The organism is Blastococcus sp. CT_GayMR19, from assembly GCF_004570385.1.
Classification (GTDB): Bacteria; Actinomycetota; Actinomycetes; order Mycobacteriales; family Geodermatophilaceae; genus Blastococcus_B.
Genome location: NZ_SPQL01000006.1, coordinates 57,785 through 84,206 on the forward strand (window position 1 = coordinate 57,785; position 26,422 = coordinate 84,206).

Consider the following 26,422-nt stretch of genomic DNA (forward strand, 5'->3'; position numbering starts at 1 on the left):
GGCCGCACGGCACACTTGGGGGCATGTCCGCCGCTTCCGCACTCGACCCCGCGGTCGCCACGCTGCTGAGCCGCGATCCGGCGGGGCTGGTGGCCGCCGTGGTGCAGCAGCACGACACCGGCGAGGTGCTCATGCTCGCCTGGATGGACGACGAGGCGCTGCACCGCACTCTCACCACCGGCCGGGCGACCTACTGGTCGCGCAGCCGCGGGGAGTACTGGGTGAAGGGCGACACCTCGGGGCACCGCCAGTGGGTGCGCGACGTGCGGCTGGACTGCGACGGCGACGCGCTGCTCCTGCTGGTCGACCAGGAGGGCCCGGCCTGCCACACCGGCGAGCGCAGTTGCTTCCACCGCGGGCTGCCCGCCGTCCAGGTGGCGGGGCGATGAGGTTCGGCGTCACCAGCCCGACCCGCGAGGAGTTCGGCCGGCTGGACCAGCCGGTCACACCGGTGACCCGCCGGTTGCTCGCCGACAGCGAGACCGCCGTGGGCATCTACCGCAAGCTGGCCGGCAACCGGCCCGGCACCGTCCTGCTGGAGTCGGCCGAGCAGGGCAAGCGCTGGTCGCGGTACAGCTTCGTCGGGGTGCGCAGCGCCGGCGTCCTCACCGAGCGCGACGGCGCCACGCAGTGGCTGGGCGACGCCGTGCCCGGCCTCACCGACGACCTGCCCAGCGATCCGCTGGCCGCCGTCCGCACGCTGGCCCGCCGGCTCCGTTCGCCCCGGATGCCCGGCCTCCCCCCGCTCACCGGTGGGCTGGTCGGCTACCTGGGGTACGACGTCGTCCGGCGGCTGGAGCGGCTGCCCGACACGAGCACCGACGACCTCGGCATGCCGGAGCTGGCGATGACGCTGGTCACGGACCTGGCCGTCCTCGACCACACCGACGGCACCGTCCTGCTCATCGCCAACGCCCTGCGCGACGGCGGTGGCTACGACGACGCGGTCACCCGGCTCGACGCGATGGCCGCCGACCTCACCAAGGCCGTGCCGCCCGGTGTGGCGGTGCTGGAGCCGGTCGAGGCACCGGCCGTGCACAGCAACATGGAGCCGGGCGTCTTCGAGGACGGCGTCGAGCGGATCCGCGAGCACATCCGGGCCGGCGACGCCTTCCAGGTCGTGCTGGCGCAGCGGTTCGAGCTCGAGACGACCGTCGACGCGCTCGACCTGTACCGCGTGCTCCGGGCGACGAACCCGTCGCCGTACATGTACCTGCTGCGCTTCGCCGGCCGCGAGACGCCGTTCGACGTCGTCGGGTCCTCGCCCGAGGCGCTGGTCACGGTCACGGGGTCCTCCGCCGTCGTCCACCCGCCCGCCGGCACGCGTCCCCGGGGCGCGACCGAGGAGGAGGACGTGCGGCTGGCCGAGAGCCTGCTCGCGGACCCGAAGGAGCGCGCCGAGCACGTCATGCTGGTCGACCTCGCCCGCAACGACCTCGGCCGGGTGTGCGTGCCAGGGACGGTCGAGGTGCCCGACTTCATGCGCGTGGAGCAGTACAGCCACGTCATGCACCTGGTCTCGACGGTGGCCGGCGAGGTCGCCGACGGGCACGACGCACTGGACGTCTTCGACGCGACGTTCCCCGCCGGCACGGTCTCCGGGGCCCCCAAGCCGCGGGCGATGGAGATCATCGACTCCCTCGAGCCGACCCGCCGGGCGCTCTACGCCGGCACGGTCGGGTATGTCGACGCCAGCGGCGACATGGACATGGCGATCGCGATCCGCACCGCCGTCCTGCACCAGGGCAGGGCCTACGTGCAGGCCGGGGCGGGGATCGTGGCCGACAGCGACGCCGCGACCGAGGAGGCCGAGACCCGGCACAAGGCGCGGGCGGTGCTCTCCGCGATCGCGACGGCCGAGGGCCTCCGGGAGATCCGGTGAGCGGACAGGGCGGTCAGCATCGCAGCGAGCGACGGAGCCGACAGGGAGTGAGCATCGCAGCGAGCGCCGGCGAGCGAGGAGCGGAGCGACCGCGGAGGCGACTGTGAAAGAGCGAGCGAGGGGCGGAGCGGCCCGCGGGAGCGAAGCGACGAAACCGAGCGAGCGCCGGGAGCTGACCGTCGCCGTCCTCGCGTCCGCCGTCGCCGGTGGCCTCGCGCTGTTCGCCGGTGGGCAGACCTGGGCGACGCTTTCCGCGGTGCGCCCGGCTCCGCTGCCCCCGGTCACCGGGGTGCTGGCCGGCTCCACGTACGCCCCGCTGGTCCCCGCTGCCGGACTGGTGCTGCTGGCCGCGGCCGTCGCCCTGCTCGCCGTGCGGGCGAGCGGGCGGACCGCCGTCGGGGTGCTCATGACGATCAGCGGCACCGCCGTGGCGTGGACCGCGGGCCGTGCCCTGGCCGGAGGCCTGCGCGACGCCGCGGCCGAGGTGCCGGTCGTCGTCGGGACGCCGGTGTCCGGGATCTCCGCGTTCTGGCCCGCCACGACCGTCGTCGCGGGGGTCCTGGGGGCCGGCGCAGGCCTGCTGACCGTGCTCCGGAGCCGCCACTGGCCGGCGATGGGACGCCGCTACGAGCGGACGGCGTCACCGGTCGGCGGACGGGCGGCGGCGCCCCGGCCCGAGACCGACGAAGAGCGTGCCCACCTCGCCTGGCGGGCCCTCGACAGGGGCGAGGACCCGACCGATCCGGCGCCCGGCGCCCGCTTCTAGCGGAACGGGTCCGGGCCGCTGCACCCGCCCCCCGGCCGGAGGGGGCCCGTGCGCTCTCTAGAGTGGGCCCACCGATCGGCTGGTGAGGGGACCGACGTGCGACAGGCAGTTGACCGCGAGGGCGAGCGGCCGTGACCGAGCTTGCGAGGTCGCGCAGGGGCGCAGCAGCGTCGCTCGCCGGGTCGACGGGCGCCAGCGAGGAGACCCGATGAGCGTGCTCGACGACATCGTGGCCGGCGTCCGCGAGGATCTCGCCGCCCGCGAGGCGCTGGTCCCGCTCGACCAGGTCAAGGCGGCGGCGCTGGACGTGCCTCCCGCCCTCGACGCGCTCGCCGCGCTGCGGGCGCCGGGTGTCGGCGTCATCGCCGAGGTCAAGCGGCGCAGCCCGTCCAAGGGCGACCTCGCCGCCATCCCCGACCCGGCCGAGCTCGCCGCCCAGTACGCCGCCGGCGGCGCCCGGGTGATCAGCGTCCTCACCGAGCGGCGCCGCTTCGGGGGCACCCTCGCCGACCTCGACGCCGTCCGTGCAGTCGTCGACGTCCCGGTGCTGTGCAAGGACTTCGTGGTCACCACCTACCAGGTGCACGAGGCACGTGCGCACGGTGCCGACGTCGTCCTGCTGATCGTCGCGGCGCTGGAGCAGAACGCCCTGCTCGGGCTGCTGGAACGCGTCGAGTCCCTCGGCATGACGGCGCTGGTGGAGGTGCACACCGAGGCGGAGGCCGACCGGGCACTGTCCGCGGGAGCCTCGGTCATCGGTGTCAACGCACGCGACCTGACCACCCTCGACGTCGACCGGTCGACCTTCGAGCGGATCGCGCCCGGGCTGCCGTCGGGGATCGTCAAGGTGGCCGAGTCCGGCGTGCGGGCGCCGCACGACCTGATCAGCTACGCGGCCGCCGGCGCCGACGCCGTGCTGGTGGGGGAGGGTCTGGTCACCGCCGGCGACGCCCGCCAGGCCGTCGCCGACCTGGTGACGGCGGGCTCGCACCCGGCCACCCCGCGCACGACCCGCTGACCCCCTGCGGTCCGGCCGGCGGTCGGCGCGGGACACTGGCCCCATGACGACCAGCTCGCTGCAGCCGCCCGGGGAACGCGTCCTGCCGGCGCGGCCGGGCTGGCCGGACGCGACCGGTCACTTCGGCGTCTTCGGCGGCCGCTTCGTGCCCGAGGCGCTGATCGCCGCGCTCGACGAGCTGACCGAGGCCTACGAGGCGATGCGGGTCGACCCGGCGTTCCTCACCGAGTTCGACGCGCTCCAGCGCGACTACACCGGGCGGCCCAGCCCGATCACCGAGGTGCCGCGGTTCGCCGGGCACGCGGGCGGCGCCCGGATCCTGCTCAAGCGCGAGGACCTCAACCACACCGGCTCGCACAAGATCAACAATGTGCTGGGCCAGGCGCTGCTGACCAAGCGGATCGGCAAGACGCGGGTGATCGCCGAGACCGGGGCCGGGCAGCACGGCGTCGCGACGGCGACCGCCGCGGCGCTCATGGGGCTGTCCTGCACCGTCTACATGGGCGAGGAGGACACCCGCCGCCAGGCGCTCAACGTCGCCCGGATGCGGCTGCTCGGCGCCGAGGTCATCCCGGTGACCACCGGCTCCCGCACGCTCAAGGACGCGATCAACGAGGCGTTCCGCGACTGGGTGACCAACGTGGAGACGACGAACTACGTCTTCGGCACGGTGGCGGGCCCGCACCCGTTCCCGGCGATGGTCCGGGACTTCCAGCGGGTGATCGGCGACGAGGCGCGCGCGCAGGTGCTCGAGCGCGAAGGCCGGCTGCCCGACGCGGTGCTGGCCTGCGTCGGCGGCGGCTCCAACGCCATCGGCATCTTCACCGCCTTCGTGCCCGACGACGGCGTCCGGCTCGTGGGCCTGGAGGCCGGCGGCGACGGCGTGGACACCGGGCGGCACGCGGCCACGATCACCGGTGGCTCGCCCGGCGTGCTGCACGGGGCGCGCTCGTACCTGCTGCAGGACGACAACGGGCAGACCATCGAGTCGCACTCGATCAGCGCCGGGCTGGACTATCCCGGCGTCGGCCCGGAGCACTCCTACCTGCACGACATCGGCCGCGCCGAGTACCGCCCGGTCACCGACGCCGAGGCGATGGAGGCGTTCGCCCTGCTCTGCCGGACGGAGGGCATCATCCCGGCGATCGAGTCCGCCCACGCCCTGGCCGGGGCGATGGTGCTCGGTCAGGAGCTGGGGCCGGAGGCGCTGCTTCTGGTCAACCTCTCCGGCCGGGGGGACAAGGACGTCGAGACGGCGTCGCGCTGGTTCGGTCTCGGCGACCGCGAGGAGGTCGACCCGGGTCCCGGCCTGGACACCGACCAGCAGCCCACCGAGGGCGCCGTGACCCAGGGCGACGCGGTGGCCGGCCCCGACGCAGGAGAATCGGCATGAGGGCCACAGCGGCCATCTCGGCCCTGAGGACGGCGGCGTGAGCAGTCAACTTGCCGAGCGCATCGGCACGGCCAAGGCCGAGGGGCGGGCGGCGCTGATCGCGTATGTCCCCGTGGGCTACCCGGACGTCGAGGGCTCCATCGCGGCCATGGTCGCCGCCGTCGAGGCGGGGGCCGACGTCGTCGAGGTCGGCGTGCCCTACAGCGACCCCGGCATGGACGGCCCGGTCATCCAGCAGGCGGTGGACGTCGCCGTCCGGGCCGGCGTCGGCATGACCGACGTGCTGCGGGCGGTCGAGGCGGTCGCTGCCGCCGGGGCGGTGCCGGTGGTCATGAGCTACTGGAACCCCATCGAGAGGTACGGCGTCCCCCGGTTCGCCACCGACCTGGCCGCCGCCGGGGGAGCGGGGGCGATCACCCCCGACCTGATCCCGGACGAGGCCGCCGCGTGGCTCGGCGCCGCCGAGGGGGCCGACCTCGACCGTGTGTTCCTCGTCGCGCCGTCGTCGACCGAGGCGCGCCTCCGCTCGACGACGGCCGCCTGCCGCGGGTTCGTCTACGCGGCCTCCACCATGGGCGTGACCGGTACGCGGGCGACGGTCGGGGATGCCGCCGAGAAGCTCGTGGCCCGGACCCGCGAGGCCCGGCCGGACCTGGCCGTCTGCGTCGGGCTCGGCGTCTCGAACGGGCACCAGGCCGCCGAGGTCGCCGCCTTCGCCGACGGCGTCATCGTCGGCTCGGCCTACGTGCGCGAGCTCCTCGAGGGCCGCGGAACCGACGGCGTCCGTCGTCTCACCGAGGACCTCGCCCGTGGTGTGAAGGGCCACAATGGCCATCTTGGCCGGTCGGAAGGCAAGGCATGACCGTTCTCGCCGCGATCCCGAGCCCGACCCAGGGCGTCTGGGAGCTCGGGCCGCTGCCGCTGCGCGCCTACGCCCTGTGCATCGTGGCCGGCATCGTCGCGGCCGTCCTGCTCACCGAGAAGCGCTGGGTGGCCCGCGGCGGAGCGCCGGGCGAGGTGCTGGACATCGCCGTCTGGGCCGTGCCGTTCGGGATCCTCGGCGGCCGGCTCTACCACGTGATCTCCAGTCCGCGGGCGTACTTCGGCGAAGGCGGGGAACCGCTGCGGGCGTTCGCCATCTGGGAGGGCGGCCTCGGCATCTGGGGCGCGATCGCCCTGGGCGGGGTCGGCGCGTGGATCGCCTGCCGCAGGCGCGGCATCCCGCTGCCGGCCTTCGCCGACGCGGTCGCGCCCGGGCTGCTCGTCGCGCAGGCGATCGGCCGGCTGGGCAACTGGTTCAACAACGAGCTGTACGGCGGCCCCACCGATCTGCCCTGGGCACTGACGATCTACGAGTGGCAGGGCGGCCGGGCGGTCCTCGACGCCGCCGGGGAGCCGGTGGTGGCCGGCTCCTTCCATCCCACGTTCCTGTACGAGCTGCTCTGGAACCTGGCCGCCGCCGCGCTGGTCATCTGGGCCGACCGCCGGTTCCGGCTGGGCCACGGCCGGGCCTTCGCGCTCTACGTCGTGGCCTACTGCACCGGCCGGCTGTGGATCGAGCTGCTGCGCACCGACCCGGCCGAGACCTTCTTCGGCGTGCGCCTCAACGTCTTCACCGCGATCGCGGTCGGCCTGCTGGCGGTGGCCTACATGGTGTGGCAACGCGGCCGCCCGAGGGAGGTCCTCGACCGGGCGCAGGTGGCCGCCGGGGACGAGGACGACGCGGGCGTCCCCGCCGGGACGGCCGACGGGCCGGGCCCGTCAGCGGCCGGGGAGCCCCGCCGTTCCGATCCCCCCGGCTGAGCCGGGGACGCCGTCCTCCGGCCAGTTCCCGCACCGATCCTGCCGACTCGCCGCACCTCGGGTTTGGGCGTGTGGGACCGGTGTTACCGCTGTGTACCCTGCGAGCAGACCCGCCGGCGATCCTGGCCGGGTCGACCTCGTCGGAACCGGGCCAGCGTCGCCCCGCGGACGACAGCCCTCCGGCCATCCACCGGCGGGCTCGCGAGTCTGCGCCGGGCCGGGACGTACGCGCCCCTCCCGGACGGACCCTCCGCACGTGCCGCCTGTACCGCCCTCTGACCACCGGCCCGGGCACCAGCCCCCGTCCGTGACCTCGCTCCGAGGTGCGAACGGCCGCCGACGACGGGAGTGACATGTCCGAGATCACCGCCCCCGCCGCTGCACGTACGGCACGCCCCTCCGGCGTGCCCTTCTCGGCCGTGCCCCCGGCCGTGCCCTTCTCCGCCCTACCCGCCCCGACCGGTCTCTACGACCCGGCGAACGACAAGGACGCCTGCGGCGTCGCCTTCGTGGCCGACGCCCGCGGGCGCCGCTCCCGGTCGATCGTCGCCGCGGGCCTGACCGCGCTGCACAACCTCGACCACCGCGGCGCCGCCGGGTCGGAGCCCAACTCCGGCGACGGCGCGGGGATCCTGACGCAGGTCCCCGACGCCCTGCTGCGGGCGAGCGTCGACTTCGACCTGCCGCCGGTTGGGGAGTATTCCGTCGGGATCGCCTTCCTGCCCACCGACGAGTCGGAGCGGGCCGCCCGGTACGACGAGGTGGCCAAGCTCGCCGACGAGGAGGGCCTGACCGTCCTGGGCTGGCGCGACGTCCCCGTCGACCCGGACGGCGCCGACGTCGGCCCGACCGCGCGGGCGGTCATGCCGCACTTCGCCCAGCTCTTCGTGGCCGAGACGATGGGGGCCCGTGCCGACGCCGTCGCGTTCGGCGGGAACGTCGTCTGCAACGGCGTCACGCGGCTGGAGCGGCGGTCCTTCGTGCTCCGCAAGCGGGCCGAGCGCGCCGCCGTCGAGGCGGGCAGCTCGCTCTACATCACGTCGCTGTCCTCCCGGACGATCACCTACAAGGGCATGCTGACCACCGACCAGCTGCCCGCGTTCTTCCCCGACCTGCGCGACGAGCGCTACGAGTCGGCGATCGCCCTCGTGCACAGCCGGTTCTCGACCAACACCTTCCCGAGCTGGCCGCTCGCCCACCCGTTCCGGCTGATCGCCCACAACGGCGAGATCAACACCATCAAGGGCAACCGGAACCGGATGCGCGCCCGCGAGGCGAAGCTGGAGACGGAGCTCTTCGACGGCCCGGCCGGCCCGGCGTCCGAGCTGGGCCTCGAGCGGATCTTCCCGGTGACCGCCAGCGACTTCAGCGACTCGGCCACCTTCGACGAGGTGCTGGAGCTGCTGCACCTGTCCGGGCGCTCACTGCCGCACGCCGTCCTGATGATGATCCCCGAGGCGTGGGAGAACCACGACGAGATGGACCCGGCCCGCCGGGCCTTCTACCGGTTCCACTCCTCGATCATGGAGCCGTGGGACGGCCCCGCCGCCGTCGCGTTCACCGACGGCACGGTCATCGGCGCCGTGCTCGACCGCAACGGCCTGCGTCCCGGCCGCTGGTGGCAGACCAAGGACGACCTGGTGGTGCTGGCCAGCGAGGTCGGCGTCCTCGACATCCCGGCCGCCGACATCGTGGCCAAGGGCCGGCTGCAGCCGGGCCGGATGTTCCTCGTCGACACCGCCGCCCGGAAGATCGTCTCCGACGAGGAGGTCAAGGGCGCCCTGGCGGCGGAGAACCCCTACGACGACTGGCTGCACGCCGGTCTCGTGCACCTGCCCTCCCTGCCCGAGCGGCGTCGTGCCCGCCCGAGCCACGAGTCCGTCGTCCGCCGGCAGACGCTCTTCGGCTACACCGAGGAGGAGCTGCGGGTCCTCATCACGCCGATGGCCGCCAGCGGCGCCGAGCCGATCGGCTCGATGGGCACCGACACCCCGATCGCCGCGCTGTCGGACCGGTCGCGGCAGCTCTACGACTACTTCGGGCAGCTGTTCGCCCAGGTGACCAACCCGCCGCTGGACGCGATCCGGGAGGAGCTGGTCACCAGCCTCGGCCGGACCTTCGGGCCGGAGCAGAACCTGCTCCAGGCCTCGCCGGCCTCCTGCCGCCAGGTGCACCTGCCGTTCCCGGTGATCGACAACGACGAGCTGGCCAAGATCCTGCACATCGACGACGACGGCGACCTGCCCGGCTTCGCCGCCGTCCGGATCACCGGCCACTTCGACGTCAACGGCGGCGGCGCTGCCCTCACCGAGGCGATCGAGTCGCTGCGGACCAAGGTGTCGAAGGCGATCTCGGCCGGTGCGCGGGTCATCGTGCTCTCCGACCGCGACTGCGACGAGCAGCGCGCCCCCATTCCGTCACTGCTGATGACGGCCGCCGTCCACCACCACCTGGTGCGCGAGCGGACCCGCATGCAGGTCGGCCTCGTCGTCGAGTCCGGCGACTGCCGCGAGGTCCACCACGTCGCGCTGCTGCTCGGCTACGGCGCTGCCGCGGTCAACCCCTACCTCGCGTTCGAGACCATCGAGGACCTCATCCGGGACGGCGCCCTGACCGGCGTCGAGCCGGCGCAGGCCGTGCGCAACATGGTCAAGGCGCTCGGCAAGGGCGTGCTCAAGGTCATGAGCAAGATGGGGATCAGCACCGTCGGCTCGTACACCATGGCGCAGATCTTCGAGGCCGTCGGGCTGTCCCAGGAGATCGTCGACGAGTACTTCACCGGCACCTCCTGCCCGCTCGGAGGCGTCGGCATCGACGTGCTCGCCGAGGAGGTGGCGATGCGCCACCGCCGCGCCTACCCGCGGAACCCGACGGAGACCGCCCACCGCACGCTGGAGACCGGCGGCGAGTACCAGTGGCGCCGCGAGGGCGAGGTGCACCTCTTCAACCCCGAGACGGTGTTCCTGCTCCAGCACGCCACCCGCTCGCGGCAGTACGACGTCTTCGAGCAGTACACGAAGACGGTCGACGACCTGTCGGAGGAGGCCGCGACCCTGCGCGGGCTCTTCACGCTGAAGACCGGCGTCCGCCCGCCCGTGCCTCTCGACGAGGTCGAGCCGGTCAGCGAGATCGTGAAGCGGTTCAACACCGGCGCGATGAGCTACGGCTCCATCTCGGCCGAGGCGCACCAGACCCTCGCGATCGCCATGAACCGGCTCGGCGGCCGGTCCAACACCGGTGAGGGCGGCGAGGACCCCGACCGCTTCACCCCCGACCCGAACGGCGACCTGCGCCGCTCGGCGATCAAGCAGGTGGCCAGCGGCCGTTTCGGGGTCACCAGCGAGTACCTGGTCAACGCCGACGACATCCAGATCAAGATGGCCCAGGGCGCCAAGCCCGGCGAGGGCGGCCAGCTGCCGGGCAGCAAGGTCTACCCGTGGGTGGCGCGCACCCGGCACTCGACGCCGGGCGTCGGCCTGATCAGCCCGCCGCCGCACCACGACATCTACTCGATCGAGGACCTCAAGCAGCTCATCCACGACCTCAAGAACGCCAACAACGAGGCGCGGGTGCACGTCAAGCTCGTCTCCGAGGTGGGCGTCGGGACGGTCGCGGCCGGCGTCAGCAAGGCGCACGCCGACGTCGTCCTGATCTCCGGTCACGACGGCGGCACCGGCGCGGCACCACTGACCTCGCTCAAGCACGCCGGCTCCCCGTGGGAGCTCGGCCTGGCCGAGACGCAGCAGACGCTGCTCGCCAACGGCCTGCGCGACCGGATCGTGGTGCAGGTCGATGGGCAGATGAAGACCGGCCGGGACGTCGTCGTCGCCGCCCTCCTCGGTGCCGAGGAGTTCGGTTTCGCCACCGCGCCGCTGGTGGTGTCCGGCTGCGTGATGATGCGGGTCTGCCACCTCGACACCTGCCCGGTGGGTGTCGCCACGCAGAACCCGGAGCTGCGCAAGCGGTTCACCGGCCAGCCGGAATTCGTCGTCACCTTCTTCGAGTTCCTGGCCGAGCAGGTGCGGCAGTACCTGGCGGAGCTCGGCTTCCGGTCGATCGACGAGGCCGTGGGCCACGCCGAGCTGCTGGACACCCGCAAGGCGGTGGACCACTGGAAGGCCGCCGGGCTGGACCTCTCGCCGATGCTGGTCGTCCCCGAGCTGCCCGAGGGTGCGCCCTTGCACCGGGTGCGGTCGCAGGACCACGGCCTGGACGTCGCCCTCGACCAGACGCTCATCCAGCTCTGCGAGGGCGCGCTGCTCGACGCGCGGCCGGTCAGCCTCGAGCTGCCGGTCCGAAACGTCAACCGAACGGTCGGCACGATGCTCGGGTCGATGGTCACCCGCCGCTTCGGTGGCGAGGGCCTGCCCGACGGGACGATCGACCTCACGTTCGGCGGCTCGGCGGGCCAGTCCTTCGGCGCGTTCCTGCCGCGCGGGATCACGATGCGGCTCTTCGGCGACGCCAACGACTACGTCGGCAAGGGCCTGTCCGGCGGCCGGATCGTCGTCCGGCCGTCCCGGGAGGCGACCTTCCCCGCCGAGGACAACGTCATCGCCGGCAACGTCATCGGCTACGGCGCCACCGGCGGGGAGATCTTCCTGCGCGGGCGGGTGGGGGAGCGGTTCTGCGTCCGCAACTCCGGTGCGCTGGCCGTCGTCGAGGGCGTCGGCGACCACGCGCTGGAGTACATGACCGGTGGTCAGGCGGTCATCCTCGGTGCGGCCGGACGCAACATCGCCGCGGGCATGTCCGGCGGCATCGGATACGTGCTGGACCTCGCCCGCCACCGGGTCAACACCGACATGGTCGACATCGAGCCGCTGGACGGCGAGTCCGCCCAGTGGCTGCGCGACGTGCTCGTGCGCTACGCGGCCGAGACCGAGTCGCCGGTGGCGCACGCCCTGCTGGCCGACTGGGGCCGCTGGTCGGAGCAGTTCAGCGTGATCATGCCGCGCGACTACAAGCGGGCGCTGGACGCCCAGCGGATGGCCGAGGCCAACGGGACAGACGTCGACCTCGCAGTGATGGAGGCCGCTCGTGGCTGACCGTCGTTTCCAGCTTTCGGTACAGAAAGCTGCCGCCCCCCGCGCCGCTTTCTGTACCGAAAGCGCGAAGGTGGCATCCGGCACCATCTCTCTGGAGGCAGCTCGTGGCTGACACCACCGGATTCCTGAAGTACGACCGGGAGCTGCCGCCGCGCCGTCCGGTCGACATCCGGATCCTGGACTGGAAGGACGTCTACCTCACCCGCGAGAACGGGGAGGACGAGGTCTTCCCCGTCGCGGCCGTCCGCAAGCAGGCGGCGCGCTGCATGGACTGCGGCATCCCGTTCTGCCACCACGCCTGCCCGGTCGCCAACCTGATCCCGGAGTGGAACGACCTCGCCCGTCGCGACGACTGGCAGGAGGCCATCGAGCGGCTGCACTCGACGAACAACTTCCCGGAGTTCACCGGGAAGCTGTGTCCCGCCCCCTGCGAGGGCTCCTGCGTGCTGAACCTCCAGGAGTCGCCCGTCACGATCAAGCAGATCGAGTGGGAGATCATCGACCGCGCCTACATCGAGGGATGGGTGCAGCCCCAGACCGCGGCCGAGCGCACCGGCAAGAAGGTCGCCGTCGTGGGCTCCGGTCCCGCCGGGCTGGCGGCCGCACAGCAGCTGACCCGCGCCGGCCACGACGTGACGGTCTACGAGCGGGCCGACCGCATCGGCGGGCTGCTCCGCTACGGGATCCCCGAGTTCAAGATGGAGAAGGCCGTCCTCGACCGGCGGCTGGACCAGATGCGCGCCGAGGGCACGCGCTTCGTGACGGGCGTCGACGTCGGTGGCGACAACGACGGCGACCTGTCCACCGACGCGCTGCGAGCCGAGTTCGACGCCGTCGTCCTCGCGGGCGGGGCCACCGTCGGCCGTGACCTGCCGGTCCCCGGCCGGGACCTCGCCGGCATCCACATGGCCATGGACTACCTGCCCTACGGCAACCTGCAGGCGCTCGGTGAGCTCGACGACCCGCCGATCAACGCGCACGGCAAGCACGTGGTGATCATCGGTGGCGGTGACACCGGGGCGGACTGCCTCGGCACCGCGCACCGGCAGGGCGCCGCGTCGGTGACCCAGCTGGAGATCATGCCGACCCCGCCGGACCGCCGGGCGGAGACCAACCCCTGGCCCACCTATCCGATGATCATGCGTGTCTCGAGCGCCCACGAAGAGGGCGGGGAGCGGCTCTACTCGGTCAACACCGAGCGGTTCCTCGGCGACGACTCGGGCAACGTGCGGGCCCTGCTCCTGCACGACGTGGAGCGGGTCGACGGCCGGTTCCAGAAGGTCGAGGGCACCGAGCGGGAGCTCCCGGCCGATCTGGTCTTCCTCGCCATGGGCTTCACCGGGGCGCAGCGGGAGGGCCTCGTGGACGCGCTCGGTGTCGAGGTCGACGGCCGGGGCAACGTCGTCCGCGACAAGGAGTTCATGGCCACCCTGCCCGGGGTCTTCGTGGCCGGCGACATCGGTCGCGGTCAGTCGCTGATCGTGTGGGCCATCGCCGAGGGCCGCGCCGCCGCGGCCGCCGCCGACGTCTGGCTGACCGGCAACTCCATGCTGCCGCGCCCGGTGACGCCCACGGCCGTCGCGCTGCGATGACACTGCGATCCTCCGGATCGCAATGACACTGCGATCCTCCGGATCGCACCGCGGCCCATTGCCGTCCCGGCTGCGGTGAGCCGCTGCGTCGTGCCTGCGCGGCACCCTTCGGGCCCCACTCGGCGGGACCCGGCTGCGCTGAGCGAGTCCGTCGCGCCTGCGCGGGACCCTGCGGGCCCCACTCGGCGCGACCAGCGCTGTCGGCACGTGGGGCCGTCCGGTGAGACCGAGCCCACCCCACTAGCGTTCTCGTCATGTCTCGCCGCGCGAAGATCGTCTGCACCCTCGGACCCGCGACCAGCTCCTCGGAGCAGATCACCGCCCTCGTGGAAGCCGGGATGGACGTCGCCCGGCTGAACTTCAGCCACGGCGCCCACGCGGACCACGCCACCGCGTACCGGCGGGTCCGCGAGGCTTCCGACGCGACCGGCCACGCCGTAGCGATCCTCGCCGACCTGCAGGGCCCCAAGATCCGGCTGGGCACGTTCGCCGACGGACCGGTGATGTGGGCGACCGGCAACCAGGTCTGCATCACGGTCGAGGACGTGGTGGGCACCGCCGACCGGGTGTCGACCACGTACAAGGACCTCCACAACGACGTCCGTCTCGGGGACCGGCTCCTCGTCGACGACGGGAAGATCGCGCTCACCGTGGTGTCGGTGAAGGGGCCGGACGTGTTCTGCCTCGTGGTGGAGGGCGGCGAGGTCTCGAACAACAAGGGCCTGTCCCTGCCCGGCGTGGCCGTGAGCGTGCCCGCGCTGTCGGAGAAGGACGAGGAGGACCTCCGGTTCGCCCTGCACCTGTCGGTCGACTTCATCGCGCTGTCCTTCGTCCGCTCGCCCGCGGACGTGGAGCTGGTCCGCGACATCATGCGGCAGGAGGACATCGAGGTCCCGGTCATCGCCAAGCTGGAGAAGCCGGAGGCGGTGGAGAACCTCGAGGCGATCGTCGACGCCTTCGACGGCATCATGGTCGCCCGCGGCGACCTCGGGGTGGAGCTGCCCCTGGAGCAGGTGCCGCTCGTGCAGAAGCGGGCCGTCCAGGCCGCCCGCGAGCGCAGCAAGCCGGTGATCGTCGCGACCCAGATGCTCGAGTCGATGATCACCAACTCGCGACCCACCCGGGCCGAGGCCTCCGACGTGGCCAACGCCGTGCTCGACGGGGCGGACGCCGTGATGCTGTCGGGGGAGACCTCGGTGGGCGCCCATCCGGTCGGCGTCGTCCGCACCATGGAGCGGATCATCCAGGCCGTCGAGACAGACACCTGGCGGGTCCCGGTGCCCCCGCGCCGGCGCACCGACAGCCGCCTGCGGACCCGGTCGGCGGCGATCGTCCGCGCGGCGAAGGACGTGGCCGAGGACCTCGAGGTCAAGGCGCTGGCCACCTTCACCCAGACCGGCAAGACCGCCCGCCAGCTGGCGGCGCTGCACCCCGGGCAGCCGCTCCTCGCGTTCACGATCGACGCCCGGGTCCGCAGCCAGCTCGCGCTGTCGTGGGGCGTGGAGACGTTCCTGGTGCCGTCGGTCCACCACACCGACGACATGGTGGCGCAGGTCGACTTCTCGCTGCTCTCGATCGGCCGGCTCAAGGAGGGCGACCGGGTCGTCGTCGTCGCCGGGAGCCCGCCCAACACCGTCGGCTCGACGAACCTCATCCGCGTGCACGAGGTCGGCACCGACTCGTGACGGGTGGGTCCGGGAACAGCCAGGCTGCGGCCCTCCTCGCCGTCCTCGACCTGGAGGAGCGCGAGACCGACCTCTACGTCGGGCAGACGCCCAGCACGGAGCGCCAGCGGATCTTCGGTGGCCAGGTCGCCGGGCAGGCCCTCGCGGCGTCCGGCCGGACCGTTCCCGTCGAGCGCGGGGTGCACTCGCTGCACTCCTACTTCCTGCGACCGGGCGATCCGCAGGAGGAGATCCGTTACGCCGTCGACCGCATCCGCGACGGCCGGTCCTTCACCACCCGCCGGGTCGTCGCCTGGCAGCGGCGCAAGGGTGAGGACGTCGCGATCTTCGCGCTGACGGCCGACTACCACGCCGGTGAGCAGGCCGTCGCGGAGCACTGCCTGCCGATGCCCGACGTCCCCCGCCCGGAGACCCTCCCCGGAACGGCGGAGATCGTGGCCCGGCACGGCGAGCGTGCCTCCTGGATGGAGGCGATGGGTCTGGTCGTGGACCAGCGGTTCATGGAGGACCCGTTCGCGGCGCCACCGAAGTCCCCACCCGCGACCACGACGTACACGTGGTTCCGCGTCGCCGGACAGCTCGGCAGCGACCCGGGGGTGCACGCGGCGGCCCTGACGTTCGTCAGCGACCTGACGCTCCTGTCGGCCGGCTTCGCGCGGCTCGGCGGGGGCTGGGGCGACTTCCTGGGCGCGAGCCTCGACCACGCCCTGTGGTTCCACCAGCCGGTCCGCGCCGACGACTGGCTCCTGTACGCGACGGACAGCCCGGCGGCGTCAGCGGGCCGGGCGCTCTGCTTCGGCCAGATCTGGGCCGCCGACGGCACGCACGTGGCCACCGTGGCGCAGGAGGGGCTCCTCCGGTCGCACAAGGACTGAGCGCTGCCGGCTCAGCCGCCGCCCCGTCGTGGCGGCAGGACGACCAGCGCGACGCCGGCCGCCGTGATCCCGATCCCGATCAGGGACAGCGCGGTCAGCTCCTCACCGAACAGCAGGTAGGCCTCCACGGCGACGGCGGGTGGCACCAGGTAGAAGAGGCTGGACACGCCCGCCGCCGTCCCCCGGCGGAGGAGCAGCAGGAGCAACAGCACGGCACCGAGGGACAGGACCAGCACCAGCCAGGCGAAGGCCAGCACGAAGTCCCCGGTCCACCGGATCGACATCCGTTCGGTGCCGACCGCGATGACCAGCAGCAGGGCGGCGGCCGCGGCGTACTGGACGGACGTGCCCCACACCAGTGGCACGTCGTCCCCGTGCCGCTTCTGGTACAGCGTGCCGGCCGTGCCGGAGGCGAGGGCGACGAGGCACGAGACCAGACCCGCAACCGGGAGCGGGGCCTCCGACGCGGGGGAGGCCGCGATCCCGGGTCCGACCACCAGTGCGACCCCCACGACGCCGAGCACGAGACCCAACCACTGCCGGCGGCTCGGGCGCTCGTGCAGCAGCCGCGTGGCGAGCAGTGCGGTGAGCACCGGCTGGAGGCTGACGATGACTGCGGACACACCCGCCGGGATGCCGAGTGAGATCCCGTAGAAGACACCGCCGAGGTACCCGGCGTGCAGCAGGATCCCGGCGACGGCCGCGTGCCGGTGCTCGGCCCGGGATGCGGGCAGGGCGGAGCGCATCGCCAGCGCCAGCGCGGCCAGCAGCGCCGCGGCGACGACCAGCCGGAGGCCCAGGAAGGTGAACGGCTCCGCGTAGGGGAGCCCGTACTTGGCGCCGACGAACCCGGTGCTCCACAGCACCACGAACAGCACGGGCAGGCCGAGCCGCTGCCCCAGGGAGGGGGCGGGGACGGTCACCGGCCGACCGGCCGGATCTCGCGCCGGTCCAGCACCCGTGCCTCCGCTCAGGCCAGGCTGGGGTCCGGGGCGGTGCTGCGGTCCGGTTCGGCGGTGGTCTCCTCGACGCGGCCGCGCTGGGCCTCCTGCTCCGCCGCGGCGCGGGCCCGCTCCGCCTGCCGCTCGGCCGCTGCGGCGGCGAAGTCGGCGGCCAGCCAGTCGTGCCCCTCGCGCAGCAGCGTCCAGACGCGCTCGACGTGCTCTCTCGTGGTCGCCGGCGATCCCACGGCCACCCGCAGGACGGCCCGGCCGCCGACCGTGGTGTGCGTGAGGAAGACCTCGCCCCCGTCGTTGAGGCGCTCCAGCAGGGTCATGGTGGCCACGTCGTCGTCCACGTCGTCGGCCCAGCGGGGGCGAAGGCAGACCAGCGACAGGGGATGGGGGGCGACCACGTCGAACCGCTCGTCGGAGCTCGCCCAGCCGGCCAGCTCCTGCGCCAGCGCGACGTGCGAGCGGATGTGGGCGCGGAGACCCTCCGCGCCGTACCAGCGCAGCACGAACCACAGCTTGAGGGCGCGGAACCGGCGGCCCAGCGGGATCTGCCAGTCGCGGAAATCCACGACGGCGCCCGCGTCGGTGGCGGCGTTGCGCAGGTACTCCGGGAGGATGGACAGCGCACCGGTGAGAGCCGCGCGGTCGGCGACCCAGAATAGGGTGGCGTCGAAGCCGGTGAGCAGCCACTTGTGCGCATCGGTGGTGTAGCTGTCCGCCCACTCCACGCCGGCCTGCAGCGGGCGCAACTCGGGGACGATCGCGCTCACGCCGGCGTAGGCCGCGTCGACGTGCAGCCAGACGCCGTACCTCTGGCAGATCGGCCCGATCTCGGCGAGCGGGTCGACCGCGGTCGTCGACGTCGTCCCGACCGTCGCGCAGACGAGCACGGGGGTGTAGCCGCGGTCGATGTCCCGCTGGAGTCGCGCGGTCAGCGCACCCGGCTGCATGGCGAGGTCACCGTCGACCTCCACGATCCGGACGGCGTCGCTGCCGAGGCCGGCGATGCGGACGGCCTTCTCCATGGAGGAGTGGGTCTCGGCCGACACGTAGACCGTGGCCCGCTCGGGCTCGACGCCGTGCCGCAGGGTCGCGCCGCGGCTGGAGCGGTGCAGCGCCGCCAGGAGGGCGACCAGGTTGGCGCCCGAGCTCGAGTCCTGGACCACCCCGCCGCCGGTTCCGGTCGAGCGGAAGGACTCCGGGAGGCCGAGCAGGCCGGCGAGCCAGTCGAGGACGTGCTGCTCGAGCTCGGTGGCGGCGGGGCTGGTCACCCAGGACATGCCCTGGACGCCGAGCCCGGCGCTCACCAGGTCGCCGAGCACCGAAGGCCCGGACGTGTTCGCCGGGAAGTAGCCGAAGAACCCGGGGTGCTGCCAGTGGGTGACGCCCGGTAGGACGACGCGGTCGAGGTCTGCCAGCACCGCCGAGAAGGGTTCACCGTTCTCCGGGGCAGCCGGCGGCAGCGCGGCGCGGACCTCGCCGGGGGAGATCTGTGACCGCACCGGGAAGCTGCCGACCCGGGACCAGTAGTCGGCGATCCAGTCGACGACCGCGTGGCCGTGCTGCCGGAACTGCTCGGGCGTCATGTGCGGCGCAGGCTCGGTCACCCCGTCACCGTATCGGCGCGACGAGTGGGGCCCGGAGGGTCCCGGGACGAGCGCTGGAAAGGGCTCCACGCAAGAGGGGAACGGCACCTGGCCGCGGTGCGGTCCTCCGGACCGCGAGAAATCCAGTGCCCCCGGTGCGACTCGAACGCACACTGCGCGGGTTTTGAATCCGCTCCCTCTGCCGATTGGGGTACGGGGGCGCGCCGGGGAGCCCGGCTGCCCGGGAAGCCTAGCGGGGAGGTGGCAGCGGCCCGACGTCGCTAGGCTCCGCCCCGTGAGCAGCGAGACGATCCGGGTCCTCATCGCGGAGGACGAGGCGCTCATCCGCCTCGACCTCAAGGAGATGCTCGAGGAGGAGGGCTACGCCGTCGTCGCCGAGGTGGGGGACGGGCAGCAGGCCGTCGACCTGGCCAAGGAGCTGACCCCCGATCTGGTCATCCTGGACATCCAGATGCCGGTGCTCGACGGGCTGTCGGCCGCGGAGCAGATCGCCTCGGCGCGGATCGCCCCCGTCATCGTCCTCACGGCGTTCAGCCAGCGCGAGCTCGTGGAGCGGGCGCGGGACGCCGGAGCCATGGCCTATCTGGTGAAGCCCTTCTCGAAGAACGACCTGGTACCGGCCATCGAGGTGGCCCGCGGGCGATTCGCCGAGATGTCTGCGCTGGACGGCGAGGTGCGCACCCTGGAGGAGCGCCTCGAGGCCCGCAAGGTCATCGAGAAGGCCAAGGGCCTGCTCATGACGGACCAGGGGCTCACCGAGGCCGAGGCCTTCCGCAGGATCCAGCGGACCGCGATGGACCAGCGCACCTCGATGAAGGCAGTGGCGCAGTCCATCATCGCGCCGGATCCGGCGCCGGAGTCGTCCTCCGCCTGAGGGGCGAGGTGGCGGGACCGTCACCCGTCCGACGGAGCCCGACGGAGGCGGGCGATCACGAGACGGTCACGAATCACAAGCGGTCCGCCAAGCTTCGTCGCTTGCCCTTAGTGTTGCCGCGCCGCCCTGTCGGGGCGGCGCGATGTCTGGCGCGCCGACGAGCGGAGCGCCGACCCGGTACAGGAGGACACGTGCGTTTCTTGGTGAAGACGGGGGCACCCCTGCTGGCGGCCGCGCTGGCGCTCACCGCCTGCGGCGGCACGACCGGCGGCGAGGACGAGGGCTCCGGCGGCGGCGCCGCCGCCGAGGCGGGCACCTGCGAAGACGTCGCCATCGGCTTCTTCGGCGCCCTGACGGGCGCCGCGGCCAACCTCGGGATCAACATCCGCAACGGGGTCCAGCTGGCGGTCGACCAGCACAACGAGGCGAACGCGGACTGCCAGGTCACCCTGGAGGAGTACGACTCGGCCGGCGACCCGAACCAGGCCACCGGCCTGGCCACCCAGGCCATCGGCGACGACACCGTTCTCGGCGTCGTCGGCCCCGCCTTCTCGGGGGAGTCCAACTCCGCCGGCCCGATCTTCGCCGAGGGTGGCCTGCCCACGATCACCGCGTCGGCGACCAACCCGGCCCTGGCGGAGAACGACTGGGACACCTTCCACCGCATCCTGGGCAATGACGCCAGCCAGGGCCCCGCGGCATCCTCCTACATCAGCGAGGTGCTGCAGAGCGCGAGCGTGTTCGTGGTGGACGACGCGTCCGAGTACGGCGCGGGCCTGGCCGAGATCGTCGCCCAGGACCTCGGGGACGTCGTCGTCGGCACCGACACCATCCAGACCGGGCAGACCGACTTCTCGGCGACCATCACCGCGATCCGCGACTCCGGCGCCGAGGCCGTCTTCTTCGGCGGCTACTACGCGGAGGCCGGACTGCTGGTCCAGCAGATGCGCGGCGCCGGCGTCCAGGCCACCTTCGTGGTGGCCGACGGCGTGAAGGACCCGGGCTTCATCGAGGCCGCCGGCGACGCCGCGGAAGGCACGATCATCACGTGCCCGTGCCTGCCGCCGGAGGAGCAGCAGGAGTTCTTCACCGCGTTCGAGGATGCGTTCGGCACCGCTCCGGCGACGTACTCGGCGGAGGCGTACGACGCCGCCAACGTCTTCCTGGAGGGCATCCTCGAGGGGAACACCGACCGCGAGTCCCTGCTCACGTGGGTGAACGAGTACGAGGGTGACGGCATCACCAAGCCGATCAAGTTCGACGAGACCGGCGAGGTGGCCGACATCTCGGTCTGGGCCTACAAGGTCGAAGGCGGCGAGATCGTGGCCGATCAGGAGGTCGAGGTCGGCTAGTCGGTTCCTCATCGACGCTGACCCTTAGGGTGCGGCCGGGTCGCCTTGTCACGGGCGACCCGGCCGCACCTCTCTCCGGCCCGGAGGCCCTGTGTCCTTCCTCCTGAACAACATCGTCGAGCTGACCGTGACCGGTCTGGTGCTCGGCGCCGTCTACGGCCTCGTCGCGCTCGGCTACACGCTGGTCTACGGCGTGCTCCAGCTGATCAACTTCGCGCACTCCGAGGTGTGGATGTACGGCAGCTTCGCTGCCGTATGGGTCACGGTCGCCCTCGGCGTCGCGCCGGGTGGGCCGGTGCTGACCGCCATCGGGGTGCTCCTGCTGGCGCTGCTCGCCGCGATGACGGTGAGCGGTGGGATCGCGCTGCTCCTCGAGCGGGTCGCCTACCGCCGGCTTCTCCGGCTGGAGGCGCCGAAACTGGTCGCGCTGATCAGCGCGATCGGGGCCAGCTTCTTCCTCGCCGAGCTGATGGGTCTCCGCGACCGGGTGGTGGACTTCTTCGGCCTCCGGGACGCGCTGGACCCCTTCGTGCGCTCGGCGCGCGACAACACCCGGTTCCTGAATCCGCTGGAGACCCAGGGTCTGTTCTCCATCGGGCGCTACACCGTCTCCAACGTGGACGTGATCATCATCGTCGGCGCCATCCTCATGATGGTGGGACTCGACCAGTTCATCCGGCGCACCCGGACGGGGCGCGGCATCCGGGCGGTCGCGCAGGACTCGGAGGCCGCGGCGCTCATGGGCGTGAACCGCGACCGCGTCATCCGGGCCACGTTCCTCGTCGGCGGCGTCATGGCGGGGGCGGCGGCGCTGCTCTACCTGATGCGCTTCGGCGTCACCCGGTGGGACGCCGGCTTCCTGCTCGGCGTCAAGGCGTTCACCGCCGCTGTCCTGGGCGGCATCGGCAACGTCCGCGGCGCTCTGCTCGGCGGCTTCGTGCTCGGTCTGGCGGAGAACTACGGCTCGGCGCTCGTGGGATCGCAATGGCGCGACGTCGTCGCCTTCCTGCTGCTCGTCGTCATCCTGCTGTTCCGCCCGACCGGCCTGCTGGGCGAGAGCCTGGGGAGGGCCCGCGCATGACCGACAAGACCACTCCCGCCGGAGCGACCGCCGCCCGCAAGCCGGCGGCTGCGCAGAAGAGGCGCGGCTGGGACCGAGGGGCTCTCGGGCGCCGTCTGGGTGCGCTTCCCACGCCGGTCAAGGTGCTGCTCATGGCACTGCTGGTGCTCCTGCTGTACGCGCTCCCGCTGCTGGATCTGCCGATCCTCAGCACCCCGGACACCGACTTCGGCGCCGTCCTGTTCACCGTGGCCAGCTACGTCCTGGTCGCACTGGGGCTCAACGTCGTCCTCGGGTACGCCGGCCTGCTCGACCTCGGCTACGTCGGCTTCTACGCCGTCGGCGCCTACACCGTCGCCGTCCTCGGCTCGTTCCAGGCCCAGCTGTCCTGGTGGATGCTGATCCCCCTCGCGGTGATCATCACCACGATCTCGGGCGTCCTGCTGGGCGCGCCGACGCTCCGGGTGCGGGGCGACTACCTCGCGATCGTCACCCTCGGGTTCGGTGAGATCATCCGGCTGACGGCGCTCAACTCTGCCTGGCTGGGTGAGGCGCGAGGGATCACCAAGATCCCACGGCCGCCCAGTCTCGAGCTCTTCGAGATACCCAACCTGTCCTGGGACGGGTTCACGGCCTTCGTCGACCTGGACAACACGACGAAGTTCCTGGTCTTCGGCGTCGCGGATCAGGCGCCGTACTACTGGCTGGCGCTGACCCTGATCTTCCTCGTGCTCGGGGCGGACCGGATGCTGCGGCTGTCGCGCATCGGCCGCGCGTGGGAGGCGACCCGGGAGGACGAGGACGCCGCCGAGCTGATGGGCGTCCCGACGTTCCGGTTCAAGCTGCTGGCGTTCGCGACCGGCGCGTTCATCGGTGGTCTCTCCGGCGCGCTGTTCGCCTCCCGGCAGGGCTTCATCAATCCCATTTCCTTCCCCCTGCTGCTGTCGATCCTCTTCCTCGCCGCGGTCGTCGTCGGTGGTGCCGGCAACCGGTGGGGCGTGATCCTGGGCGCCGCCGTCGTGGCGTACCTGCCCGAGCGGTTCCGCGGTTTCGAGGAATGGCGCCTGCTCGTCTTCGGGCTCGCGCTGCTGCTGTTGGCGAACTTCCGGCCACAGGGTCTGCTCCCGCCGCGCCGAACTCGGCGCGTGCAAGCGGTGGAAGAGGAACTCGACGCACTGGAGGAGGGGACCGCCCGTGCCTGAGACCCCGACGGACGGCGGGCCGGGAACGTCGACGTCGTCCGCGCTGCTGTCGCTGGAGAACGTCAGTCTTCAGTTCGGTGGGCTGAAGGCCCTGGACGACGTGAGCTTCGAGGTGCGCGAGGGGGAGATCCTCGGGCTGATCGGGCCGAACGGGGCCGGGAAGACCACCTGCTTCAACGTCATGACCGGCGTGTACCACCCCACCTCCGGGCTGGTCCGCTTCGCCGGTGAACCGCTCGGCAACCGCAAACGGTTCGCCATCACCCGGCTCGGCATCGCCCGGACCTTCCAGAACATCCGGCTGTTCCCCAACATGACGGCTCTGGAGAACGTGCTGGTGGGCGCCGACGCGCACCACCGCACGAACGTCATCGATGCGCTCCTCCGCACCCCGCGCCACCGCAGGGAGGAGCGGGAGGGAGAGCAGACGGCCCGTGAGGTGATGCGCTTCATGGGGCTGGAGCGGCGCTCCGACGAGCTCGCGCGAAACCTGTCCTACGGCGAGCAGCGCCGCCTCGAGATCGCCCGCGCGATGGCGACGAAGCCCAAGCTGCTCTGCCTCGACGAGCCGGCCGCCGGTTTCAACCCGGCGGAGAAGGCGCAGCTGATGAACCTCATCCGCCGGGTGCGCGACAGCGGCCTGACGGTGCTGCTCATCGAGCACGACATGGGCCTGGTCATGGGTGTGAGCGACCGCGTCACCGTGCTGGAGTTCGGCCGCAAGATCGCCGAGGGCGTACCCGCGGACGTCCGCGACGACCCGGCGGTCATCGCTGCCTACCTGGGCACCGAGGCCGACACGGAGGAGACCGCCTGATGTTGCTCGAGGTCGAAGGGCTCTGCGTCAACTACGGCCGCATCGAGGCCATCCGCGACATCAGCTTCTCGGTCGAGGAGGGGTCGGTCGTCACGCTCATCGGGGCGAACGGTGCCGGCAAGACCACGACGATGAAGACGTTGTCCGGCCTGCGGAAGGTGCGCGCCGGCACGGTCGCCTTCGCGGGCAAGGACATCACCACGATGCCCTCGCACGCCCGGGTACCGCTGGGCATCAGCCAGTCCCCGGAGGGGCGGCGCATCTTCCCGGGCATGTCGGTGGTGGAGAATCTCGACATGGGCGCGTACGCGCGCCCGGACCGGGCGAAGACCCGGACGGCCGACCTGGAGCGGGTCTTCACGTTGTTCCCGCGTCTCCAGGAGCGTCGCGATCAGGCGGCCGGGACCATGTCCGGCGGTGAGCAGCAGATGTTGGCCATCGGCCGGGCGCTCATGTCGCGACCGAAGCTGCTGTTGCTCGACGAGCCCTCGATGGGGCTCGCGCCCAAGCTCATCCAGCAGATCTTCGCGATCATCACCGACATCCGTGAGCAGGGGACGACGATCCTGCTGGTCGAGCAGAACGCCGCGCAGGCGCTGCGCATCGCCGACCGCGCCTACATCCTCGAGACGGGTGAGGTCGTGCGTGAGGGCTCGGGCCGGGAGCTGGCCGCGGACGACAGCGTGCGCGCGGCCTACCTCGGGGGCGACGTCTGAGCGGGCGTCGTCGCTACGGATCGGGGCGGTCAGCGGTCCGGTCCGGACACCCGCCTTCCCACTCCTGAGGTCGGCCGGCCCGTCGCACTCAGAGGACCTTCGACAGGAAGGCCCTCGTCCGTTCGTGCTGCGGATCGGCCAGGACCGCTCTCGGTGGGCCGGCCTCGACGACGACGCCGGCGTCCATGAAGACGAGCTGGTCGCCCACCTCCCGCGCGAAGCCCATCTCGTGCGTGACCACGATCATCGTCATGCCCTCGTCGGCCAGCTGCCGCATCACGTCCAGCACCTCGCCGACCAGCTCCGGGTCGAGGGCGGACGTGGGCTCGTCGAAGAGCATCAGCCGCGGCTGCATCGCCAGCGCCCGGGCGATCGCCACCCGCTGCTGCTGACCGCCGGACAGCTGCGCCGGGTAGGCCTGCGCCTTGTCGGCCAGTCCGACGCGGGCCAGCAGGTCCCGGGCCTGAGTCGCTGCCTCGGCCTTGCGCCGCCCCTGGACCACCACCGGGGCCTCGGCGATGTTCTCCAGCGCAGTCATGTGCGGGAAGAGGTTGAACCGCTGGAACACCATGCCGATGGTGCGCCGCTGCCGGGCGGCGTCCCGGGGGTGCATCTCGTGCAGCTTGCCGCGGCGCTCGTGGTAGCCGACCAGCACGCCGTCCACGTACAGCCGGCCGGCGTTCACCGTCTCCAGGTGGTTGATGCACCGCAGGAACGTCGACTTCCCGGAACCGGAGGGGCCGACGAGGCACATCACCTCACCGGGTGCGACGTCCAGCGTGATGCCCTTGAGCACCTCCAGGGCGCCGAAGCTCTTGTGCACCCCCTGCGCCGACACCATCGGGGTGGGCCGCGACTGCTCGGGCTCGGTCACGATCCGCCTCCCGGAGGCTGCTCCTGGGCCTTGGCCAGAGCGGCCAGCTGCCGGCTGGACATGGTGCGCGACGACCCGCGGGAGAAGTGCCGCTCCAGGTAGTACTGGGCGACCATCAGCACCGACGTCATCACCAGGTACCAGGTCGCGGCCACGAGCAACAAGGGGATGACCCGGAAGATCGGCGTGGCGATGGCACGGGCCCGTGAGTACAGCTCCGTCGTGAGCGGGATGGCGACCACCAGCGAGGTGGTCTTGAGCATGCTGATGACCTCGTTGCCGGTCGGCGGGATGATCACCCGCATGGCCTGGGGCAGCACGATCCGCCGCATCGTCTGCAGCCACGTCATCCCCAGGGCCGAGGCAGCCTCGGTCTGCCCCTCGTCGACCGACCGGATGCCCGCCCGGACGATCTCGGCCATGTAGGCGGCCTCGTTGAGGCCGAGGCCGATGAACGCGAACATGAAGGCGGAGCCGACCTCGCGGACGTCGAAGGTGACGAAGCTCGGCCCCCACGGGATCCCGATCCGCACCTGCTGGTAGATCGAGGTGATCAGGCCCCAGAACACCAGCTGCACGTACACCGGGGTGCCGCGGAAGAACCACAGGTAGAGCCAGGACAGCCCGCGCAGCACGGGGTTGTCCGACAGGCGCATGACCGCGAGCAGGACCCCCAGCACGACGGCGATCACCATCGCGATGACCGTGAGCTCCAGCGTCACCAGTGCGGCCGCGGAGATCCGCTGGTCGAACAGGTACTTGCCGTAGGTGGGCCAGTCGTAGGCGTCGTTCGTCGCCGCTCCCCACGCGAAGAGGAACAGCAGGGTGACCAGGACTGCAGCGCTGATCCAGCGGCCCGGCCGGCGAAGTGGAACCGCCTTGATGGGGGTGCTCGGATCAGTCAC

General features: G+C 72.3%; 21 protein-coding genes and 1 tRNA gene. 17 read left to right on the plus strand and 5 right to left on the minus strand.

All coding sequences use genetic code 11. The annotated features are described in order from the left end of the window. Positions 1-23: 23 nt before the first annotated feature. The 11 genes from hisI to E4P39_RS10255 all read left to right on the plus strand — a co-directional run bounded on the left by hisI (position 24) and on the right by E4P39_RS10255 (position 16,062). The gene (hisI, locus tag E4P39_RS10205; protein WP_135136423.1) at positions 24-389 is read left to right on the plus strand and encodes a phosphoribosyl-AMP cyclohydrolase; all 366 of its coding nucleotides are present in this window, start codon (positions 24-26) and stop codon (positions 387-389) included. Beyond that, complete coding sequence (locus tag E4P39_RS10210; RefSeq protein ID WP_135136424.1) at positions 386-1,882, plus strand: anthranilate synthase component I; 1,497 nt, start codon at positions 386-388, stop codon at positions 1,880-1,882. The genes hisI and E4P39_RS10210 overlap by 4 nt, the downstream gene beginning before the upstream one ends. Before the next feature lie 103 nt (positions 1,883-1,985). Beyond that, positions 1,986-2,648, plus strand: a complete 663-nt coding sequence (locus E4P39_RS10215) for a Trp biosynthesis-associated membrane protein (RefSeq protein ID WP_135136425.1) — start codon at positions 1,986-1,988, stop codon at positions 2,646-2,648. Positions 2,649-2,856: 208 nt separating this feature from the next. Beyond that, positions 2,857-3,666 carry an indole-3-glycerol phosphate synthase TrpC gene (gene trpC / locus E4P39_RS10220; RefSeq protein ID WP_209306466.1) on the plus strand — a complete coding sequence of 270 codons (810 nt, stop codon included), beginning with the start codon at positions 2,857-2,859 and terminating at the stop codon, positions 3,664-3,666. 43 nt (positions 3,667-3,709) lie between these two features. Beyond that, positions 3,710-5,059: a tryptophan synthase subunit beta gene (gene trpB, locus E4P39_RS10225; RefSeq protein WP_135136427.1), complete on the plus strand. Its 1,350-nt coding sequence runs from the start codon at positions 3,710-3,712 to the stop codon at positions 5,057-5,059. A 37-nt stretch (positions 5,060-5,096) separates the two neighbouring features. Further along, complete coding sequence (gene trpA / locus E4P39_RS10230; RefSeq protein WP_135136428.1) at positions 5,097-5,921, plus strand: tryptophan synthase subunit alpha; 825 nt, start codon at positions 5,097-5,099, stop codon at positions 5,919-5,921. Next, positions 5,918-6,862, plus strand: coding sequence for a prolipoprotein diacylglyceryl transferase (gene lgt, locus E4P39_RS10235; RefSeq protein ID WP_135136429.1), 945 nt, complete (start codon positions 5,918-5,920; stop codon positions 6,860-6,862). The genes trpA and lgt overlap by 4 nt, the downstream gene beginning before the upstream one ends. Positions 6,863-7,215: 353 nt before the next feature. Further along, positions 7,216-11,910: a glutamate synthase large subunit gene (gltB, locus tag E4P39_RS10240; protein ID WP_245159752.1), complete on the plus strand. Its 4,695-nt coding sequence runs from the start codon at positions 7,216-7,218 to the stop codon at positions 11,908-11,910. A 104-nt stretch (positions 11,911-12,014) separates the two neighbouring features. Beyond that, a complete protein-coding gene (locus E4P39_RS10245; protein WP_135136430.1) occupies positions 12,015-13,502 on the plus strand; it encodes a glutamate synthase subunit beta in 1,488 nt (495 codons plus the stop codon). 254 nt (positions 13,503-13,756) lie between these two features. Further along, positions 13,757-15,187: a pyruvate kinase gene (gene pyk, locus E4P39_RS10250; RefSeq protein WP_135136431.1), complete on the plus strand. Its 1,431-nt coding sequence runs from the start codon at positions 13,757-13,759 to the stop codon at positions 15,185-15,187. Next, complete coding sequence (locus E4P39_RS10255) at positions 15,184-16,062, plus strand: acyl-CoA thioesterase II (RefSeq protein WP_135136432.1); 879 nt, start codon at positions 15,184-15,186, stop codon at positions 16,060-16,062. The genes pyk and E4P39_RS10255 overlap by 4 nt, the downstream gene beginning before the upstream one ends. A gap of 11 nt (positions 16,063-16,073) precedes the next feature. On the opposite strand, the gene E4P39_RS10260 is transcribed toward E4P39_RS10255, so the two are convergent. The 3 genes from E4P39_RS10260 to E4P39_RS10270 form a co-directional block, all read right to left on the minus strand. Further along, on the minus strand, positions 16,074-16,985 hold the full coding sequence (locus tag E4P39_RS10260; RefSeq protein ID WP_245159753.1) for a DMT family transporter: 912 nt from the start codon (positions 16,983-16,985) through the stop codon (positions 16,074-16,076). 47 nt (positions 16,986-17,032) lie between these two features. Continuing rightward, positions 17,033-18,622 carry an aminotransferase class V-fold PLP-dependent enzyme gene (locus tag E4P39_RS10265; protein WP_245159754.1) on the minus strand — a complete coding sequence of 530 codons (1,590 nt, stop codon included), beginning with the start codon at positions 18,620-18,622 and terminating at the stop codon, positions 17,033-17,035. A gap of 126 nt (positions 18,623-18,748) precedes the next feature. Further along, positions 18,749-18,822, minus strand: a tRNA-Leu gene (locus E4P39_RS10270). A gap of 74 nt (positions 18,823-18,896) precedes the next feature. On the opposite strand from E4P39_RS10270, the gene E4P39_RS10275 reads away from it, so the two are divergent. The 6 genes from E4P39_RS10275 to E4P39_RS10300 all read left to right on the plus strand — a co-directional run bounded on the left by E4P39_RS10275 (position 18,897) and on the right by E4P39_RS10300 (position 24,643). Beyond that, the gene (locus E4P39_RS10275; protein ID WP_135136433.1) at positions 18,897-19,496 is read left to right on the plus strand and encodes a response regulator; all 600 of its coding nucleotides are present in this window, start codon (positions 18,897-18,899) and stop codon (positions 19,494-19,496) included. Between the two features lie 191 nt (positions 19,497-19,687). Then, on the plus strand, positions 19,688-20,848 hold the full coding sequence (locus tag E4P39_RS10280) for a branched-chain amino acid ABC transporter substrate-binding protein (protein ID WP_135136434.1): 1,161 nt from the start codon (positions 19,688-19,690) through the stop codon (positions 20,846-20,848). A 91-nt stretch (positions 20,849-20,939) separates the two neighbouring features. Further along, entirely contained in the window at positions 20,940-21,929 is a 990-nt protein-coding gene (locus tag E4P39_RS10285; protein WP_135136435.1) for a branched-chain amino acid ABC transporter permease, read from the plus strand. Then, positions 21,926-23,110, plus strand: coding sequence for a branched-chain amino acid ABC transporter permease (locus E4P39_RS10290; RefSeq protein ID WP_135136436.1), 1,185 nt, complete (start codon positions 21,926-21,928; stop codon positions 23,108-23,110). Before E4P39_RS10285 ends, E4P39_RS10290 begins: the two co-directional genes overlap by 4 nt. Continuing rightward, entirely contained in the window at positions 23,103-23,927 is an 825-nt protein-coding gene (locus E4P39_RS10295) for an ABC transporter ATP-binding protein (protein WP_135136437.1), read from the plus strand. The genes E4P39_RS10290 and E4P39_RS10295 overlap by 8 nt, the downstream gene beginning before the upstream one ends. Next, on the plus strand, positions 23,927-24,643 hold the full coding sequence (locus E4P39_RS10300) for an ABC transporter ATP-binding protein (protein WP_209306467.1): 717 nt from the start codon (positions 23,927-23,929) through the stop codon (positions 24,641-24,643). The genes E4P39_RS10295 and E4P39_RS10300 overlap by 1 nt, the downstream gene beginning before the upstream one ends. Positions 24,644-24,731: 88 nt before the next feature. On the opposite strand, the gene E4P39_RS10305 is transcribed toward E4P39_RS10300, so the two are convergent. Together E4P39_RS10305 and E4P39_RS10310 are read right to left on the minus strand one after the other, a co-directional pair. Continuing rightward, positions 24,732-25,484 carry an amino acid ABC transporter ATP-binding protein gene (locus tag E4P39_RS10305; RefSeq protein WP_135136583.1) on the minus strand — a complete coding sequence of 251 codons (753 nt, stop codon included), beginning with the start codon at positions 25,482-25,484 and terminating at the stop codon, positions 24,732-24,734. 29 nt (positions 25,485-25,513) lie between these two features. Beyond that, on the minus strand, positions 25,514-26,422 hold the full coding sequence (locus E4P39_RS10310) for an amino acid ABC transporter permease (protein WP_245159755.1): 909 nt from the start codon (positions 26,420-26,422) through the stop codon (positions 25,514-25,516).